Genomic DNA, 15,492 nt, shown 5'->3' on the forward strand with positions numbered 1-15,492 from the left:
CCATCTCAGCCCGAGTAACGAAGTTGATCTGCTTTGGGTTACGCCCCTGCGATCGCGATCACCGCAACCAGGACGGGAGGATCTGTGCGAGCCGCCGCACGGCCCGGTGTTGCAACGCCTTCACGGCACCCTCGTTGCGGTCCATGAGCTGCGCGACCTCGGACACCGACTTGCCCTCGATGAACCTCAGCCTGATGCACTCCTGCTGGTCGTCACCCAACTGGGAAACGCACCGGAGCAGCTCCGCGTTGGTCGCCTCGGTCATGACCTCCTGCTCGGGACCGTTCGTCTCCTCGCGGTTGTCCTGCAGCTCCGAGGTCGTGACCTCGAGCCGGTAGCGGCTCGACTTCACGTGGTCGAAGACGATGTTGCGCGCGATCGTGACGAACCACGCGCCCACGTCGCGGCCCTGGTAGCTCACCGACCCGATGCTGCGCAGCGCGCGCAGGAACGTCTCGCTGGTCACGTCCTCGGCGAACGCGCGGTCGCCGCCCACCCGGAAGAGGACATAGCGGAACACCATGTCGACGTACTGGTCGTACAGCACTCCGAACGCCCCGGTGTCACCCTCCTGGGCGGCCTTGACGAGCTGCCACGGCTCGTCGGCGTCGTCGTGCTGACCTCCCGTCATGGTCCGGGTGGTCCTGATCGTGTTCGGTCGTGCCCGCGCGGTCATCGGCTCGCGGCACCTCCACAGAGTCGCCGTGGCGGCAGCATACGTGTTGTTACTCCGTAGTAGGTAGCGGGTGGGGTCGCGATGAGGAGACGCGCCAACCGCGACTTCATGACGCTCGTCACGCGTGGAAGACTGCTCGGAGCGTCCAGTTGTTCATGAGGAGGCCATGTTGACTTCCGCTCGCAATGTCTCAGATCTGGTCCGTGCGTCCGCACAGCGGGGACCGGGCCACGTCGCTCTGGTCGACGTGGCGAGCGGAAAAAGCATCACGTGGGAAACCATCGACGGCGCGATCGACACTTTCGCCCGCCATTTGGCTGATTCAGGACTCGAATCGGGCGACCGGGTGGCGGTACGGCTGCCCACGAGCCCCGAGTTCGTGGTCTCCGTGTTCGGCGTCCTGCGCGCCGGCGGCGTCGTGGTGCCCACCGGCCCCGGCAACCCGCCGCGCGAGCTCCAGCGCATCCTGGCCGACTCGGGGGCCAAGTTCCTGATCGGCGACGGCGAGGGCTCGGACGCGCACGTCCTGGACGTGCCGGACGTCACGGCCGTCGGCGAGCGGTTCGAGGCCGTGGGTGGCGGCGAGGACCTGGCGGTGCTCGGCTACACCTCCGGCACGTCCGGAGTGCCGCGCGGCGCGATGCTCTCCCACCGCGCGCTGCTCGCGAACGTCTCCCAGTGCGCCTCGCTGCGCCCCGCCCCCGTCACGGCGGGCGACCGGGTGCTGCTCGCGCTGCCGCTGTTCCACGTCTACGGCCTCGGCCCCGGCCTGCTGCAGGTGGCGGGCGCGGGCGCGACGGCCGTGCTGCTGGAGCGCTTCGACGCCGGGCACGCCCTCGACGTGATCGAGGAGCACCGCGTCACGACGATGGTCGGCGTGCCGCCCATGTACCGGGCGATCCTGGCCCACCCGGTCGACCTGCTGCGCGAGAAGCTCGCCACCGTCCGCCTGTTCACCTCCGGCGCGGCTCCTCTGCCCGCGGGCGTGATCGCCGAGATGCGGGGCGCGATCGGCATCCCGATCTACGAGGGCTACGGCCTGACCGAGACCGGCCCCGTGCTGACGTCGACGCTGGTCGGCGGCGTGCCGAAGCCCGGTTCGGTGGGCCAGGCGCTGCCGGGCGTCGAGATCCGCCTGGTCGACACCGACGGCTCGGTGCTCGACATCGACGAGGACGAGCCGGGCACCGGCCTGGTCTCCGCGAAGGGCGACAACCTGTTCAGCGGCTACTGGCCCGACGGCGAACGCGGCCCGGACTCGTCCGGCTGGTTCCGCACGGGCGACGTCGGCTTCATCGACGCCGACGGCGACCTGCACCTGGTCGACCGCGCGAACGACCTGATCATCGTGAACGGCTTCAACGTCTACCCGCACGAGGTGGAGCGGGTCGTGGACGAGCTGCCCGAGGTGCTGGAGGCCGCGGCCGTCGGCGTGCCGGACGAGAAGACCGGCGAGTCGGTGAAGGTCGTGGTCGTGCTGCGCGACGGCGCCGAGGTGTCCGAGGAGGACGTCGTGGCGCACTGCGCGGCCAGGCTGGCGAAGTTCAAGGTGCCGACGTCGGTGGAGTTCGCGACGGCCCTGCCGCACTCGCCGACCGGCAAGCTGGCCCGCGCGATCCTGCGCAAGCCGTTGGGAGCCTGACCCGTGGCGCACCACGTGACCGTGCTGAGCCGCGTCGACTGCCACGCGTGCGAGGAGGCCAAGGCCGAGGTCGAACGGATCTGCGGCGAGCTGGGCGCGACCTGGTCCGTCGAGGACGTGGACGCTGACCCGGAGCTGCGCGCCGAGTACGGCGACCAGGTGCCGGTGTTCCTCGTCGACGGCGTCGAGCACGGGTACTGGAAGGTCGAGGAGGACCGGCTGCGGGCGGCCCTCGGGGGTTAGGTCAGGCCGAGCTCACGCCAGCCGCGTTCGCCGGCCGGCGTGAGCACCACGGCCCGTGTCGTGCCGATCCGCTTCACCCAGCCGCGCTCGAGGAACACCGCGCACAGGTGCGCTCCGGCGGCTCCGGCGAGGTGCGGCACGCGTTCCGTCCAGTCCAGGCACGCGCGGCTGATCTGGCGTTTCGACGGCTCGAACCCGAGCTCCTTCAGCCACACCATGCCGGGTTCGGTGACGGCCAGCTCTTCCGTCACCACGCCCAGCTCCAGCAGGCCCGACTTCAGCGCGATCCCGAGCTTGCCCGCGAGGTGGTCGTAGCAGGTCCGGCCGCGTGCCATCGCCTCCGAGGCGGACGCGGCTCGCAACGTGCGCGGGGCCGGCGGAGGACCGGCGAAGGCCGTCATCGCCTCCAGCAGCTCCGCCACGTGCGGGCCGGCCAGGGCGACGTAGCGGTGGCGGCCTTGCCGGTGCTCGACCAGCAGGCCGCCCTCGACCAGGCGGGTCAGGTGCTCGCTGGCGGTCGACGGGGCCACTCCGGCGTGATCGGCCAGCTCGTGCGCCGTCCAGGCCCTGCCGTCGAGCAGGGCCCCGCAGAACGCCGCACGCGTCCGGTCGGCCAGCAGAGCGGCGAGTGCCTCCATGTCCGCCATTGTGCGGGCGCGACACTTCGGTCGGCGCCGAAGTGTCGCAGCCCTAGCCTCGGGGCATGACCGAGGAGCTGCTGAGCCTTCCCGTCCCGTCCGTGCCGACTGGTGACAGGGGCGTGGCGTGGCTGCGCGCGCACGTCGTCCGGTTCAGCAACGGCGCCGACCACGCACGGAGGCGCGCGCTCACCACCAAGCTCATCGAGAACGTCGAGGTCACCTCGCTCGACGAGCTGGCCACCGCGCTCGGCCTGCCGGGCTCGCTCGACGACATCGCGCAGATCGCTCCCTGCTACCAGCCGCACGAGACGGTCACGGACGCGGCCGACGCGGCGGTCGAACGGCTCGCGGGCGCGCACGACGAGGAGACGGCCGCACGGATCGGGTTGCTCGTGCAGGCCTGGGCGGCCACACACGCGTTCGCGGAGCGCCTCCGCACCGGAGACCCCTCCCCGGCCGTCCCGGTCACGCGCAGGGCCGCTGAGCACGGCGTGATCGAGGTCCGGCTGGACGCGCACCCGTTCGGCCACGGCCCCCACGCCTGCCCCGGCCGGGCCCTCGCCACCAGGATCGCGAAGGCCATGGCATTCCGGGCGATGCACGCCCAGGACGAGCCGCTGGTCCTGCCCAATGCCTGGGACTTCGCCTCCGCCGCCGCCCTGCACGCCGCGGGCTTCCGTGCCATCGGCACCACCAGCCTCGGCGTGGCGGCGGCGCACGGGATCGAGGACGGCGCCGGGCTCGCGGGCGACCAGGCCGTGCGGCTCGCCCGGCTGCTCGACGACCTGCCCTGCCCGGTGACCGCCGACCTGGAGTCCGGCTTCGGTCAGGACCCGGCCGAGCTCGTCGCGGGCCTCGGCGTGGCGGGCGTGAACCTGGAGGACGGCCGTCCCCACGGCCTGGCGTCGCCGGAGGAGCAGGCGGCGCTGCTCCGCCGCACGAAGGACAGCGCGCCGGGCGTGTTCCTCAACGCCCGCATCGACACCCACTGGCTCGGCGTCGCCCTCGGCGAGACCGAGGAGCGCGCCCGCCGGTACGTCGACGCGGGAGCCGACGGGATCTTCGTGCCCGGCCTGACCGAACCGCGCGACATCGAACGGCTGGCGCGCCTGGCGCCGTTGAACGTGCTGGCCCAGCACCGCACGCCGAAGGAGCTCGGCGATCTCGGTGTGAAGCGGATCAGCACCGGGTCACTGCTGTTCAGGGCCGCTCTGCGGCACACCGTCGCGACCGCGGTGGCAGTGCGCGACGGCAACGCCGTGCCCGAGGCGTTCGGCTACGAGCACGTCCAGGACCTGGTCAGCCGAGGAACACGTTCCGACGCTGGGTGAGCAGCCGGTACAGGGTCTGCTGGATCGTCTCGCGCACCTGGTCGGTGAGGTTGAAGACGAGCATCGGGTCGTCCGCCGCGTTCTCGCCGAACTGGTCGGTGCGGATCGGCTCGCCGAACTCGATGTACCACTTCGACGGCAGCGGGATCGCGCCCAGCGGCCCGAGCAGCGGGAAGAACGGCGTCACCGGGAAGTACGGGAAGCCGAGCAGCCTCGCCAGCGCCTTGACGTCGCCGATCATCGGGTAGATCTCCTCGGCACCGACGATCGAGACCGGGATGATCGGCACGCCGGTCTTGAGCGCCGCCGACACGAAGCCGCCGCGGCCGAAGCGCTGCAGCTTGTAGCGGTCCTTGAACGGCTTGCCGATGCCCTTGAAGCCCTCGGGCCACACGCCGACGAGCTCGCCGGATGACAGCAGGCGCTCGGCGTCGGCGTTGCACGCGAGCGTCTGGCCGCCCTTGCGGGCGAGCGCGCCGAGCACCGGCGTGCGGAACACCAGGTCCGCGCCGAGCCCGCGCAGCGGCCGGTGCGCCGGGTGCTCGGACGCGATGCCGTACGCGGTCATGAGGGCGTCGAGCGGCACCGTGCCGGAGTGGTTCGCCACGATCAGCGCGCCGCCGGCCATCGGGACGTTGTTCAGCCCGATCGTCTCGACCCGGAACCACTTCTCGTACAGCGGCTTCAGCGGCGGCATCAGCACGTTCTCGGTGAGGTCGCGGTCGAAGCCGAACTCGTCGATCTCGTAGTCGCCGGCGAGCCGCCTGCGCGCGAACGAGAGCAGGTCGGTCAGCCTGCGTTCCCAGTCCGGTGTCGCGGACTGCTGCTGCTCCGGTTCGGGCACCACCTCGACGTGGCGCGATCTGCGCGCGGCGTCGCGTTCCGGGTCGTGCAGCGGGATAACGCGTGCTCCTGCCACTGCGTTCATCTCCTCAAGGCGAAGATCAGCGGAAACGCGCGGCTGCGTCGAGGATTCCCCGCTCGGCAGCGACCACGGTCTCCGGGTCGATGAGCGGCTTCAGGCCCCGGCCGCTCACGTAGTCGTCGAAGGCCTGCTGGGTGGTCCACCGCGGCGTGAACCCGAAGTCCTTCTTCAGCAGGGTGGTGTCGACCACGCGCCCCCAGTTGAGGAACCTCATCTGGTCGGGCGAGAAGTCGACGAGCCGGGCGCTCCGGAAGAAGCCACCGACCGTGGGCACGGCGGCGCTGGGCACCGGCAGGTTCAGCCTGCCCGCCCGCCTGATCGCCTGCGACAGCAGCAGCACGCCGTCGCCGCCCACGTTGTACACACCGGGCAGGTCGTGCAGCGTCGCGCGCTCCAGGACGGCGAGCGCGTCCTCGGAGTGCAGCAGCTGCACACGAGCGTCGTAGCCCAGCACCGTGGGCACGACCGGCAGAGCGAAGTAGCGGGTCAGCACCGTGTCGATGCGCGGCCCGATGAAGTTGGTGAAGCGCAACGTCGTGACGTCGACGTCCGGCCTGCGGCGGCCGAACCCGCGCACGTACCCCTCGACCTCGACGGCGTCCTTGGCGTAGCCGGACGACGGCAGGTCCTTGGGACCCATGTCCTCGGTGAACACCGCCGGGTCGCGGCTGCTGGACCCGTAGACGGCGCTCGTGGACTTCACGACGAGCTTGCGCACCTTCGGCGACTTCTGGCACGCGGCCAGCAGCTGCATGGTGCCGATGACGTTCATCTCCTTCATCGCCGTGCGACCGGTGGGCCCGGCCGGGTTGGCGGTGACGGACGCGTGGACGACCGTGTCGACGTTCGCGGTGGAGATGACCTTGCTGATCAGCGGGTTGCGGATGTCGGCCCGCACGAACTCGGCCCTGCCCATCCTGCGCAGGAGGTCGCGCGGCGGCGGCTCCGTGTCCACGCCGAGCACGCGCTCGATGTCCGGGTTCGCGGCGAAACGCGCGGCGAGGTGGCCGCCGAGGAAGCGGCTGACTCCGGTGACGAGGACGACCTTGGGCGTCATGCGACTCCAAGCACGAGGGCGGTGCGACTGGTCGATGCTACTAGCCGATTCGGAAACCGGGCGGGGCCGGAACGCCGTCTTGACGCAGGTCACGCAGGCTTTACGGGCTAATCACCCGAACGGCGGCCCCGTTCCCGTGGTGTCGCGCAAGCGTCCCAAAGGGTGAAATTCCCCGGGAGAGCGACTCGCGAAACGCAACCGCCGCCGGTCTCCTCGTACGAGGAGACCGGCGGCGGCAGAGCGCTAGCGGGCTTACTTGCCGCGCTTCCTGCGCTGGACCCTGGTCTTGCGCAGCAGCTTGCGGTGCTTCTTCTTCGACATGCGCTTGCGGCGCTTCTTGATGACCGAGCCCATGCGGGTTCCTTAGCTCTAGACGTTGCTTTGACTGGCGCGCCCCAGCCTTGGCCGTGTCAAGCACGGCGCGCCGGTAAGCACGATCGGCCTACCAGTCTACCCGGCGGGGTTCGCCAGCCTTCAGCAGCCTCTGGTGGCGCGCCTCGGAACGTCGGCGAGGTAATCCACGCTCAGCAGGGCACCTCGCGGCACCGCCCCCACGCCCCCGTACAACCAGTACGAGGACGTGGGGGCGGCACCACGATGTACCCGTCTGACCGCGAATTCCCTCGGCAACGTTCCGAGCCACACCACTAGCCGGCGTCGAAGTACGCGTTCTCGAGGTAGGCGTGCACGGCCTTCTCGGGCACCCGGAACGACTTGCCGACCCGCACCGCGGGCAGTTCTCCGGAGTGCACCAGCCGGTACACGGTCATCTTCGAGACCCGCATCATCGAGGCCACCTCGGCCACGGTCAGGAACTGCACCTGAGCGAGGCCTGTTCGTTCGTTCTCCTTCGCAGGCATGAATCACCGCATCCTTCGACACGTGTCGTGCCGTCGGTCTTCCCCACCAACGGTTCGACACGCACGTGCTGCCCTGAGAGTAGCGGGACTGGTGTGACTCCTGCGACGTCCAAGAGAGGTGAGCTTCGCTCAGTCCTCGTGTTGCCTGCCCAGCTCGACCGAGCGATCACGTGCCGACTCGATGGCGGCGAGCAGTGCGGCGCGGACGCCGTGCTTCTCCAGCTCGCGGATCGCCATGATCGTCGTGCCGGCCGGCGAGGTGACCGCCTCGCGCAGGATGACCGGGTGGTTCGTGCCCTCGTTGAGCATCGTGGCTGCTCCGACGGCCGACTGGATGATCAGCTGGGACGCCAGGTCGCGCGGGATGCCGAGCAGGATGCCCGCGTCGATCATCGCCTCGACGAGGAAGAAGAAGTAGGCGGGACCCGAGCCGGACAACGCCGTGACGGCGTCCTGCTGCGACTCGGGCACGACCGCGACCTTGCCGACGGTCGAGAGGAGCTCCTCGACGACCTTCAGGTGCTCGGGCGTGGCGTTGGAGCCGCCGGACACCGCGCTCATGGCCTCACCGACGACCATCGGCGTGTTGGGCATGACCCGCACGACCGGCGTGCCCTCGGGCAGCCTGCGTTCGAACAGGGCCGTCGGCAGGCCGGCGCAGAGCGAGACGACGAGCGTGCCGGGCTTGATCACCGGGTTGAGCTCGGTGAGCAGCGGCTCGATGTCCTGCGGCTTGACCGCGACGACCAGCACGTCGGCCTTCTCGGCCGCGCCGGCGACCGTCACGGCCTCGAACCCGTACTGCTCGGTCAGCGACCGGGCCCTGGACTCGTGCTTCTCCGTGAACATCAGGTCGCCGGCCGCGCGGCCGCCCTGCAGCAGCCCGGACAGCAGCGCCTCACCGATCTTGCCCGCGCCGAGCACCGCGATCTTCGTCATCGGTCAAGTCTCACACAGGGCTCAAACCGCGGGCGTCAACGCCAACTGCCTCGCCTGGCACACCAGCCGGCCCGCCGAGTCGATCACCGTGGCGTCCTCGTCGAACCACTGCCCGTGCACCGCCTGGCAGGTCACGTGGATGCGCAGCCACCCCGGCGCCGGCCGGGCCCGCAGCAACGCCGTCAGCTGCACCGTCGGCGACCACCCGAACCGGCCGAGGTTGAACGTCACCGGCATCGACAGGTCGCCAGCGAGCAGCGCGAAGTAGGGGTCCGGCTGCTCGTCGAGCGGCCGCGCCCACAGCTTCAGCGTCAACGGCCCGTCCGTGCGCCGGTCGAGGAACGTCGCGCTGTCCCGGTCCACCCGCAGGTCGCACAGGGCACCGACCTTGTAGGCGCTCCCGCTCGGGAACGTCGCCATCTCCACCGCACCGGGCGGCGGCGCGGCGGGCATCGCCGGCAGGTTCGCGTAGTCGGCCCGGTGCTCGGGGATGCGCCCCGTCGTCACCGACGCCTCGACGCACACCTGACCGCGCTGCTCCAGGGTCACCGCGATGACGGTCGCCGTCCGCCCCGACTTGCGCACGTCGGTCCTGACCAGGACCGGCCCGACCTCGGGCGCCCGCAGGAACTGGGCCGACACCACGAGCGGGTCGCCGTCGGCGACCTGGGCCGCCGCACGCGTCATCACGGCGAGCAGGAACCCGCCGTGGGGCTTGGGCCCGACGGTCCACTCGGCGGGCAGGGACGCCGTGAACGTTCCGTCACCGAGAGACCGGACCGCGCTGGACTTCGAGAAGGTCATGAGCGGCTGGCCAGCGACCGCAGGAAGAAAGTCACGTTGGCAGGCCGTTCCGCAAGTCGCCGCATCAGATATCCGTACCACTGCTCGCCGTAGGGGACGTAGACCCGAGTGCCGAGGCGCTTCTGCTCCTCGGGCCGGATGCCGTAGAGCATCTGGTACTCGAACTCCGTTTTGTCATACCAGCGTGCCCTCTCCCCGATGATCTCGATGAGGCGGGGGTCGTGCGTGGCGAACATCGGGTAGCCCTCGCCCGCGAGCAGCACGTTCGCACACCGCACGAAGTTGAGGTCCACCTCGTGTGGATCCTGGATCGCCACCTCGGGTGGTTCGGCGTAGGCGCCCTTGACGAGCCTCACCCTGCTCCCCGGTCCCGCGAGCTGCTCGCAGTCGTCGAGGGTGCGGTGGAGGTAGGACTGGAGGACCGCGCCCACCCACGGCCAGGTCCTGCGCAGCTCGTGCAGGACGCGCAGGGTCGAGTCGGTGGTGGTGTGGTCTTCCATGTCGAGCGTGACCGTGGTGCCGCACTGTTCGGCTGCCGCGCAGATCCGGCTCGCGTTTCGCAGTGCGCGCGGCTCGTCCAGGGTCTGGCCTATCGCGGAGAGCTTGACGCTCACCTCGGCGTTCTCGGCCAGGCCGGCTGCGTGCAGCGCGTCCAGCAGTTCGAGGTAGGCCTGGACGGTTTTCTCGGCCTGAGTTCTTGTCGTCGCGTCTTCGCCCAGGTAGTCGAGGGTCACCGGGAGGTTCAGGGCTCGTACCGCGTTCACGGCGTCGTTTGTCGTTTCGCCTGCTACGAAGCGTTTGACGACGTCACGGGTGAGGGGGGCGGTGGCGACGAGGTGGTGGACCGTCTCGTTGCGAGACGCGGCCATGATCAACGCCCGCAGCGGGTTCACGGGTGAACCCTAACCGGCTGGGTGGGGTACCGGGATTGGGATCGCTGTGCGAGTTCCCGGCGGGGTCGCCCATTGCGGTCGGGTTCCAGCGTGGTCGCCGTGCGAGTTCCAGCGTGGTCACCATTGCGGTCCGGTGCCTGTTCCAGCGTGGTCGTGCACCTCGGACGAAGACCTGGGTACATCGCCGCTCCGCGACGATCCGCGATTGGGGCTTGACTTCGGGGCCCTTGCGAGGCGCTGGTTCGGCCGGAAAAGGCCGGATGCTTCGCAACCGGCCGATCCCGAAAGGGGTAGCACCTCGCACCCAAAGTCAAGCCCCAATCGCAAAAAACGAGTGGGTTCACCGCTACCCATCGGCGTCAGGGAAGACGGCTCGCCTTCGGCATCGCTTGGGCGCCTCGGCTTCGCCGTTGGCGGTGCGTGGGGCTGTCCGGCTCGCTTCGCATCGCCACTGTGGGGGGTGTTGCGTCGTTTTCTGCTAGCGCGACACGCCTGGTCGGGCCTTGCCTGAGCCCTTGGTCGGCCAGTCCAGGTGCAGGCGGGCGAAGAGCAGAGCTTCCGCCAGCATCTCCCTGCGCGCTGCCGGAGAGGCGGCGCGACGGGTGTTGACCTCCAGGACGACCTGGCCGTCGAAGCCGGCCCTGGCCAGCAGCTCGCACAGTTCGGCGCAGGGTTGGGTGCCTCGGCCGGGGATCATGTGCTCGTCCTTCGGGGCGCCGGAGCCGTCTGCCAGGTGGATGTGTCGGAGGCCGTCGCCCATGCGCTTGGCCAGTTCCAGGGCGTCCATGTGGGCGGCGGCGGAGTGGGAGAGGTCGAGCGTGTAGTTGCGGTGGCCCACGTCGGTGGGGTCGACGGAGGGCTTGAAGGCGTTCATCTCCACCGAGCGGCCGCGGCCCAGGGGGCGGCGTACCGGGAACATGTTCTCGACCGCGATGGCGATGCCGGACTCGTCCTCCAGGGAGGAGACGAGCTCGGCGAAGCCGTCGGCGTACTTGCGCTGCCAGCGGAACGGTGGGTGGAGGACGACGGTCGGGGCGTTCAGCTCGGCTGCGGCCTCCACGGCTCTGCGCAGGCGTTCTGCCGGGTCCGGGGACCAGACCCGTTGGGAGATCAGCAGGCACGGGGCGTGCACGGCCAGGACCGGCATGCCCGATCGGGTCGACAGGCGGTCGACCGCCCGGATGTCCTGCGACACCGGGTCGGCCCACACCATCAGTTCCACGCCGTCGTAGCCCAGGTCGGCGGCCATGTCGAACGCCGCTCCGGCGGGCTGCGGGTAGACCGATGCCGTGGAGAGCCCGACCGGGATGCGGGCGGTCAACTCTTCACCAGCAGCATCGCCGCTGGTGAGACTGTCACGATGAGGCCCACCAGCACGGCCAGGACGGTGGTCTGGAGGTCGTCCGCCCGGCGGATCTTGCGCACCAGCAACACCAGACCCACGGTCACCGCCAGCGCCACCACCAGTGCGGCGGCGGGGACCGCGCGCCAAAGGTAGTTGAACGCGAGCCACAGGCCCGCGCCGCCGAGCACGCCGACCGCGAGCTGGCCGATCATGATCAGCCATTCCTTGCCGGCGGAGCGCTGGGGGCCGTCGTCCAGGTCCTCGTCGGCCTCGCCGACGTCGTCGAGGCCGGCCGGGCCCTCGTCGTCGTCTTCCTCGTCGTCCTCGTCGTTGTCCGCGAGGTAGTCGTCCTCCGCCCGGTAGGCGGCGTACTCCTGCGAGTCGTCGTCCACGTACGGGCCGGGGTGGGCCGCGGTGGACTCCATCGGCGGCATCGACAGGACGGTCTTGGCCGCCGGGTCGTCGTCATCGCCGAACCAGGCGTCCGGCTGGTTGTTCGGCAGCGGCTCCGGCAGCTTCGGCGGGGCGGGCGGCACGATCAGCACGGACTCGGTCTCGAGTGCGGCGATCTTGTCGACCGGTGCCTTCGCCGGGATGCGCGGGAGCTGCTCCGTCATCGCCTCGCGCGGGGGCATGCCGGGCTTGGGGGCCGGGGTCGGCATCTTCACCTGCGGCGGCGTCGGCCGCACGATGTTCGTGCGCGACGGCGCGTCCTGGCGCGCGGCCTCGGGGCGCGGCAGGTCGGAGCGCGACTGCTGGTCGCGGACCTGCGGCACCTGCCTCGTCTGCTCGGCGGCGGCCGGCGGCGGTGGCGGCTGCGCGGGTGACGGTCTGCGGACCAGCGGTGGCTGCACTGGCGGGGCCGCCGGTGGCTGCTTCGGCTGGTAGGCCGTCCGCTCGGCGGCCGCGGGCGGGGCCGGGGGTTCGGGGGCCGCGCGCCGGCCGGCCGCGGGGGCCACGCCGTCGTCGCGGATCGCCATCAGCCGGCCGCTGTCGGACAGGACCCGCTCGATGATCGTCTGGGGTGCGGTCTCCGGCTGCTGGACGTCGTCGGAGTCGTCGTCCGCCCGGCGGCGTCGCCGACGTGGCGCACTCTCTGCGCTGCCCCCGTACTGGGCGAGCAGCTCAGCGACTGTGCGCTGCGTCTGGTCCGATCCGCTCTCTCGACTCATCAACTCCACCGTGCCCCGGACTGTCCAGTCCGTCCAGTATCGCTCTGGTCCGTCCCATCAGTGTGGTCCAGCCGCCTGAGGATGACACCCTCCCGGAGCGCCCACGGGCAAATCTCCAGCTGCGTGAGTGACAGGGCTCGCATCGTTGCCTCCGCGACCAGTGCGCCCGCGACGAGCTGGTGCGCGCGCGAAGTGCTCACGCCTTCCAGCTCGGCGAGGTCACCGGCCGACATCCGGGAGATGAACGCGATCAGCTGCCGCAGGCCCGCGTCGGTGAGCACGCGGCGTGCTCGGGGCCCGGCAGACGATGGCGCGGCCCCGGTGAGCCGCGCCAGCGTTCGGAAAGTTTTTGAGGTTGCAACCACCCGATCGGGTTCCCCCGCGCGTTTCAGCTTCCGCGCCACGGGCGCGAGCTGGTCGGCGAGCCAGTCGGCGGTCTCGCGGACCTCCGAGCGCCGGGGCGGGTCCTTCTTGAACCGGGTCCTGGTGAGCCGGCCCGCGCCCAGTGGCACGGAGAAGGCCAGATCGGGGTTCTCGTCACGGCCGATGGCGAGCTCCAGGGAGCCGCCGCCGATGTCGAGGGACAGCAGCTTGCCCGCGGACCAGCCGTACCAGCGGCGGACCGCGAGGAAGGTGTACTTCGCCTCGTCCTCGCCGGAGAGGACCTTGAGGTCCACGCCGGTCTCGGTGCGCACCCGGTCGAGCACTTCGGCGGAGTTGCCCGCCTCGCGCACGGCCGAGGTCGCGAACGCCATCAGGTCCTCGCAGCCGGACCGCTTGGCCGACGCCTTGGCGCCGGCCACCGCTCGAACCAGCTGGTCAGCACCCGTTTTGGAGAGCTGCCCCTTGTCGTCCAGCTGCTCTGCCAGACGCAGGATCGTCTTCTCGGACGTCGTCGGGATGGGGTGGGCACCACGATGCGCGTCCACCACGAGGAGGTGGACGGTGTTGGAACCCACGTCTAGAACGCCCAGGCGCACGCCGGAAACGGTACCTGGTCGTGTCCGTCAGGACTCGAACTTGTAACCGAGACCCCTGACGGTCACCAGGTGACGCGGTGCCGACGGGTCGGGCTCGATCTTGGAACGCAGGCGTTTGACGTGCACGTCCAGCGTTTTCGTGTCGCCCACGTAGTCCGCTCCCCACACGCGGTCGATCAGCTGGCCCCTGGTCAGGACGCGGCCGACGTTGCGCAGCAGGTACTCCAGGAGGTCGAACTCCTTGAGCGGGAGGCTGATGTCCTGACCGCCGACGGTGACGACGTGGCGTTCCACGTCCATCCGCACCGGACCGGCCTCGAGGATCTGCGGCAGCAGGTCCTCGGACTCGCCGCCGCGGCGCAGCACCGCGCGGATGCGGGCGATGAGCTCGCGCGCCGAGTACGGCTTGGTGACGTAGTCGTCGGCACCCAGCTCGAGGCCCACGACCTTGTCGATCTCGCTGTCGCGCGCGGTCACCATGATCACGGGGACGGCGGAGCGCTGGCGCAGCTGCTTGCAGACGTCCGTGCCGCTCATGCCGGGCAGCATCAGGTCCAGCAGCACGATGTCGGCGCCGTTGCGGTCGAACTCCTCGAGCGCCTCCTGGCCGGTGGCCGCGAGCGCCGCGGTGAACCCCTCCTTGCGCAGCAGGAAGGCGAGCGGATCGGCGAAGGACTCCTCGTCCTCCACGATGAGCACCCTGGTCACAGCTCTCCTCCAGTGTCACCCGCGCCGGTGGGGACGAGGGTCGGGTTGGGTTCGGCCGCCGCGGCCGGGAGCCGCAGCGTGAAGGTGGAGCCCGTTCCCGGCAGGCTCCACAGCTTCACCTCGCCGCCGTGGTTGGCGGCGACGTGCTTGACGATCGCGAGCCCCAGACCGGTGCCCCCGGTCGCCCGCGAACGAGCCTTGTCGACGCGGTAGAACCGCTCGAAGACGCGGTGCTGCTGGTCCTCGGCGATGCCGATGCCGCGGTCGGTGACGGCGATCTCGACGTGCCCGTCCACCAGCCGGCGGCTGACGCTCACCGGACTGCCGGGCGGCGAGTACGCGACGGCGTTGTCCAGAAGGTTCGTCAGCGCTGTGACCAGCAACGACCGGTCACCGGGCACGACGAACCCGCTCGGCTCGTCGACGTTGATCGAGATGTTGACCGACTCGGCGGCGAGCTTGGACCGCGACAGCGCCTCGTTGATCACGACGTCGATCTCGGTGTCGGACAGCTCCGGCAGCTTCTCGGCGCCCTGCAGCCGCGACAGCGCGATGAGCTCGGTGACGAGCGTGCCGAGGCGGGTGGCCTCCTGCATGATCTTCGCGCTGAAGCGGCGGACCTCCTCCTGGTCGTCGCTCGCGTCCAGCACGGCCTCCGCCAGCAGCGCGAGGGCACCGACGGGCGTCTTCAGCTCGTGGCTGACGTTGGCCACGAAGTCGCGGCGCGTCTTCTCCAGCCGCACGGCCTCGGACTCGTCGGTGGCGTCGACGACGGTGAAGTTCTCGATGAGCAGCCGGACCTCGGCGTGCACGGCGGCGGGCTGGCGCCCCCTGCTCCCCTCCGCCGGCGAGAGGTCGACGTACACGACCTCGTTGCTGTTGCGGACGGCCTCGGCCGCCTTGCGAGCGCGGTCGTCGACGCGGTTGTTGCGGACGACACCCAGTTCTTCCGACCTCGGGTTGTGCAACACGACGTCACCGAAGTGGTTCAGCACCACGATGCCGTCGTGGGAGTCCTCGACGATCCGCTGCATCAGGTCCGCGACCGTCAGGCCCTCGGGGGCCTTGGCGGTGCGGGGAGCGGTGAATCTGCCAACGAGGAAACCGGCGATCACGCCGATGAGCGCGACGCCGATCGACACAGCGAGGTAACCCGTTGTGGTCACAGGCGAATGGTAAGCAGCTCAGAGGTGTCCTGGCCTAGTGCGGAAGCGTGAACCGTGACGCCCGCGACACCTGGGGAGCAGGTTGTTTCTCCCCTGGTCAGACCCTGTTC

17 protein-coding genes are annotated in these 15,492 nt (G+C 70.4%); 3 read left to right on the plus strand and 14 right to left on the minus strand.

What is annotated here, in order from left to right:
* Window positions 1–58 precede the first annotated feature (58 nt).
* Window positions 59–631 carry a sigma-70 family RNA polymerase sigma factor gene (locus ACFWV3_RS09700; RefSeq protein ID WP_382410161.1) on the minus strand — a complete coding sequence of 191 codons (573 nt, stop codon included), beginning with the start codon at window positions 629–631 and terminating at the stop codon, window positions 59–61.
* A 211-nt stretch (window positions 632–842) separates the two neighbouring features.
* Here ACFWV3_RS09700 and ACFWV3_RS09705 point away from each other — a divergent pair, with 211 nt between their 5' ends.
* The gene (locus ACFWV3_RS09705; protein ID WP_382410163.1) at window positions 843–2,318 is read left to right on the plus strand and encodes an AMP-binding protein; all 1,476 of its coding nucleotides are present in this window, start codon (window positions 843–845) and stop codon (window positions 2,316–2,318) included.
* Between the two features lie 3 nt (window positions 2,319–2,321).
* On the plus strand, window positions 2,322–2,561 hold the full coding sequence (locus ACFWV3_RS09710) for a glutaredoxin family protein (RefSeq protein ID WP_382410165.1): 240 nt from the start codon (window positions 2,322–2,324) through the stop codon (window positions 2,559–2,561).
* On the opposite strand, the gene ACFWV3_RS09715 is transcribed toward ACFWV3_RS09710, so the two are convergent.
* Window positions 2,558–3,199 (minus strand): ArsR/SmtB family transcription factor, encoded by a 642-nt coding sequence (locus tag ACFWV3_RS09715; protein WP_382410167.1) that lies wholly within the window; start codon window positions 3,197–3,199, stop codon window positions 2,558–2,560. The genes ACFWV3_RS09710 and ACFWV3_RS09715 overlap by 4 nt on opposite strands.
* Window positions 3,200–3,264: 65 nt before the next feature.
* Here ACFWV3_RS09715 and ACFWV3_RS09720 point away from each other — a divergent pair, with 65 nt between their 5' ends.
* On the plus strand, window positions 3,265–4,533 hold the full coding sequence (locus ACFWV3_RS09720) for an isocitrate lyase/phosphoenolpyruvate mutase family protein (RefSeq protein WP_382410169.1): 1,269 nt from the start codon (window positions 3,265–3,267) through the stop codon (window positions 4,531–4,533).
* On the opposite strand, the gene ACFWV3_RS09725 is transcribed toward ACFWV3_RS09720, so the two are convergent.
* The 12 genes from ACFWV3_RS09725 to ACFWV3_RS09780 all read right to left on the minus strand — a co-directional run bounded on the left by ACFWV3_RS09725 (window position 4,502) and on the right by ACFWV3_RS09780 (window position 15,382).
* The gene (locus ACFWV3_RS09725) at window positions 4,502–5,461 is read right to left on the minus strand and encodes a lysophospholipid acyltransferase family protein (protein WP_382410171.1); all 960 of its coding nucleotides are present in this window, start codon (window positions 5,459–5,461) and stop codon (window positions 4,502–4,504) included. The two genes, ACFWV3_RS09720 and ACFWV3_RS09725, sit on opposite strands and share 32 nt — an antisense overlap.
* Window positions 5,462–5,477: 16 nt before the next feature.
* Complete coding sequence (locus ACFWV3_RS09730) at window positions 5,478–6,515, minus strand: NAD-dependent epimerase/dehydratase family protein (RefSeq protein WP_382410173.1); 1,038 nt, start codon at window positions 6,513–6,515, stop codon at window positions 5,478–5,480.
* Window positions 6,516–6,767: 252 nt separating this feature from the next.
* Entirely contained in the window at window positions 6,768–6,869 is a 102-nt protein-coding gene (locus ACFWV3_RS09735; RefSeq protein ID WP_015105422.1) for a 30S ribosomal protein bS22, read from the minus strand.
* Window positions 6,870–7,162: 293 nt separating this feature from the next.
* Window positions 7,163–7,375: a helix-turn-helix domain-containing protein gene (locus ACFWV3_RS09740; protein WP_030477960.1), complete on the minus strand. Its 213-nt coding sequence runs from the start codon at window positions 7,373–7,375 to the stop codon at window positions 7,163–7,165.
* A 129-nt stretch (window positions 7,376–7,504) separates the two neighbouring features.
* On the minus strand, window positions 7,505–8,314 hold the full coding sequence (gene proC, locus ACFWV3_RS09745; protein WP_382410175.1) for a pyrroline-5-carboxylate reductase: 810 nt from the start codon (window positions 8,312–8,314) through the stop codon (window positions 7,505–7,507).
* A gap of 21 nt (window positions 8,315–8,335) precedes the next feature.
* The gene (locus ACFWV3_RS09750) at window positions 8,336–9,118 is read right to left on the minus strand and encodes a thioesterase family protein (protein ID WP_382410177.1); all 783 of its coding nucleotides are present in this window, start codon (window positions 9,116–9,118) and stop codon (window positions 8,336–8,338) included.
* On the minus strand, window positions 9,115–10,011 hold the full coding sequence (locus ACFWV3_RS09755) for a proline dehydrogenase family protein (RefSeq protein WP_382410179.1): 897 nt from the start codon (window positions 10,009–10,011) through the stop codon (window positions 9,115–9,117). The genes ACFWV3_RS09750 and ACFWV3_RS09755 overlap by 4 nt, the downstream gene beginning before the upstream one ends.
* A 478-nt stretch (window positions 10,012–10,489) precedes the next feature.
* The gene (locus ACFWV3_RS09760) at window positions 10,490–11,260 is read right to left on the minus strand and encodes a sugar phosphate isomerase/epimerase family protein (protein ID WP_382410484.1); all 771 of its coding nucleotides are present in this window, start codon (window positions 11,258–11,260) and stop codon (window positions 10,490–10,492) included.
* A gap of 68 nt (window positions 11,261–11,328) precedes the next feature.
* Entirely contained in the window at window positions 11,329–12,528 is a 1,200-nt protein-coding gene (locus ACFWV3_RS09765) for a hypothetical protein (protein ID WP_382410181.1), read from the minus strand.
* Entirely contained in the window at window positions 12,528–13,508 is a 981-nt protein-coding gene (locus ACFWV3_RS09770; RefSeq protein ID WP_382410183.1) for a Ppx/GppA phosphatase family protein, read from the minus strand. The genes ACFWV3_RS09765 and ACFWV3_RS09770 overlap by 1 nt, the downstream gene beginning before the upstream one ends.
* A gap of 27 nt (window positions 13,509–13,535) precedes the next feature.
* Window positions 13,536–14,216: a response regulator transcription factor gene (locus ACFWV3_RS09775; RefSeq protein ID WP_053737067.1), complete on the minus strand. Its 681-nt coding sequence runs from the start codon at window positions 14,214–14,216 to the stop codon at window positions 13,536–13,538.
* A complete protein-coding gene (locus ACFWV3_RS09780) occupies window positions 14,213–15,382 on the minus strand; it encodes a sensor histidine kinase (protein WP_382410186.1) in 1,170 nt (389 codons plus the stop codon). The genes ACFWV3_RS09775 and ACFWV3_RS09780 overlap by 4 nt, the downstream gene beginning before the upstream one ends.
* Between the last annotated feature and the right edge of the window lie 110 nt (window positions 15,383–15,492).

Source organism: Lentzea sp. NPDC059081 (assembly GCF_042738015.1).
Taxonomy (GTDB): domain Bacteria; phylum Actinomycetota; class Actinomycetes; order Mycobacteriales; family Pseudonocardiaceae; genus Lentzea.

Coding starts and splice junctions, on each gene's coding strand:
- ACFWV3_RS09700 (WP_382410161.1), bottom strand. CDS start 631: ATGACGGGAGGTCAGCACGACGACGCCGACGAGCCGTGGCAGCTCGTC.
- ACFWV3_RS09705 (WP_382410163.1), top strand. CDS start 843: ATGTTGACTTCCGCTCGCAATGTCTCAGATCTGGTCCGTGCGTCCGCA.
- ACFWV3_RS09715 (WP_382410167.1), bottom strand. CDS start 3,199: ATGGAGGCACTCGCCGCTCTGCTGGCCGACCGGACGCGTGCGGCGTTC.
- ACFWV3_RS09720 (WP_382410169.1), top strand. CDS start 3,265: ATGACCGAGGAGCTGCTGAGCCTTCCCGTCCCGTCCGTGCCGACTGGT.
- ACFWV3_RS09725 (WP_382410171.1), bottom strand. CDS start 5,461: ATGAACGCAGTGGCAGGAGCACGCGTTATCCCGCTGCACGACCCGGAA.
- ACFWV3_RS09730 (WP_382410173.1), bottom strand. CDS start 6,515: ATGACGCCCAAGGTCGTCCTCGTCACCGGAGTCAGCCGCTTCCTCGGC.
- ACFWV3_RS09735 (WP_015105422.1), bottom strand. CDS start 6,869: ATGGGCTCGGTCATCAAGAAGCGCCGCAAGCGCATGTCGAAGAAGAAG.
- ACFWV3_RS09740 (WP_030477960.1), bottom strand. CDS start 7,375: ATGCCTGCGAAGGAGAACGAACGAACAGGCCTCGCTCAGGTGCAGTTC.
- proC (WP_382410175.1), bottom strand. CDS start 8,314: ATGACGAAGATCGCGGTGCTCGGCGCGGGCAAGATCGGTGAGGCGCTG.
- ACFWV3_RS09750 (WP_382410177.1), bottom strand. CDS start 9,118: ATGACCTTCTCGAAGTCCAGCGCGGTCCGGTCTCTCGGTGACGGAACG.
- ACFWV3_RS09760 (WP_382410484.1), bottom strand. CDS start 11,260: ATGGCCGCCGACCTGGGCTACGACGGCGTGGAACTGATGGTGTGGGCC.
- ACFWV3_RS09765 (WP_382410181.1), bottom strand. CDS start 12,528: ATGAGTCGAGAGAGCGGATCGGACCAGACGCAGCGCACAGTCGCTGAG.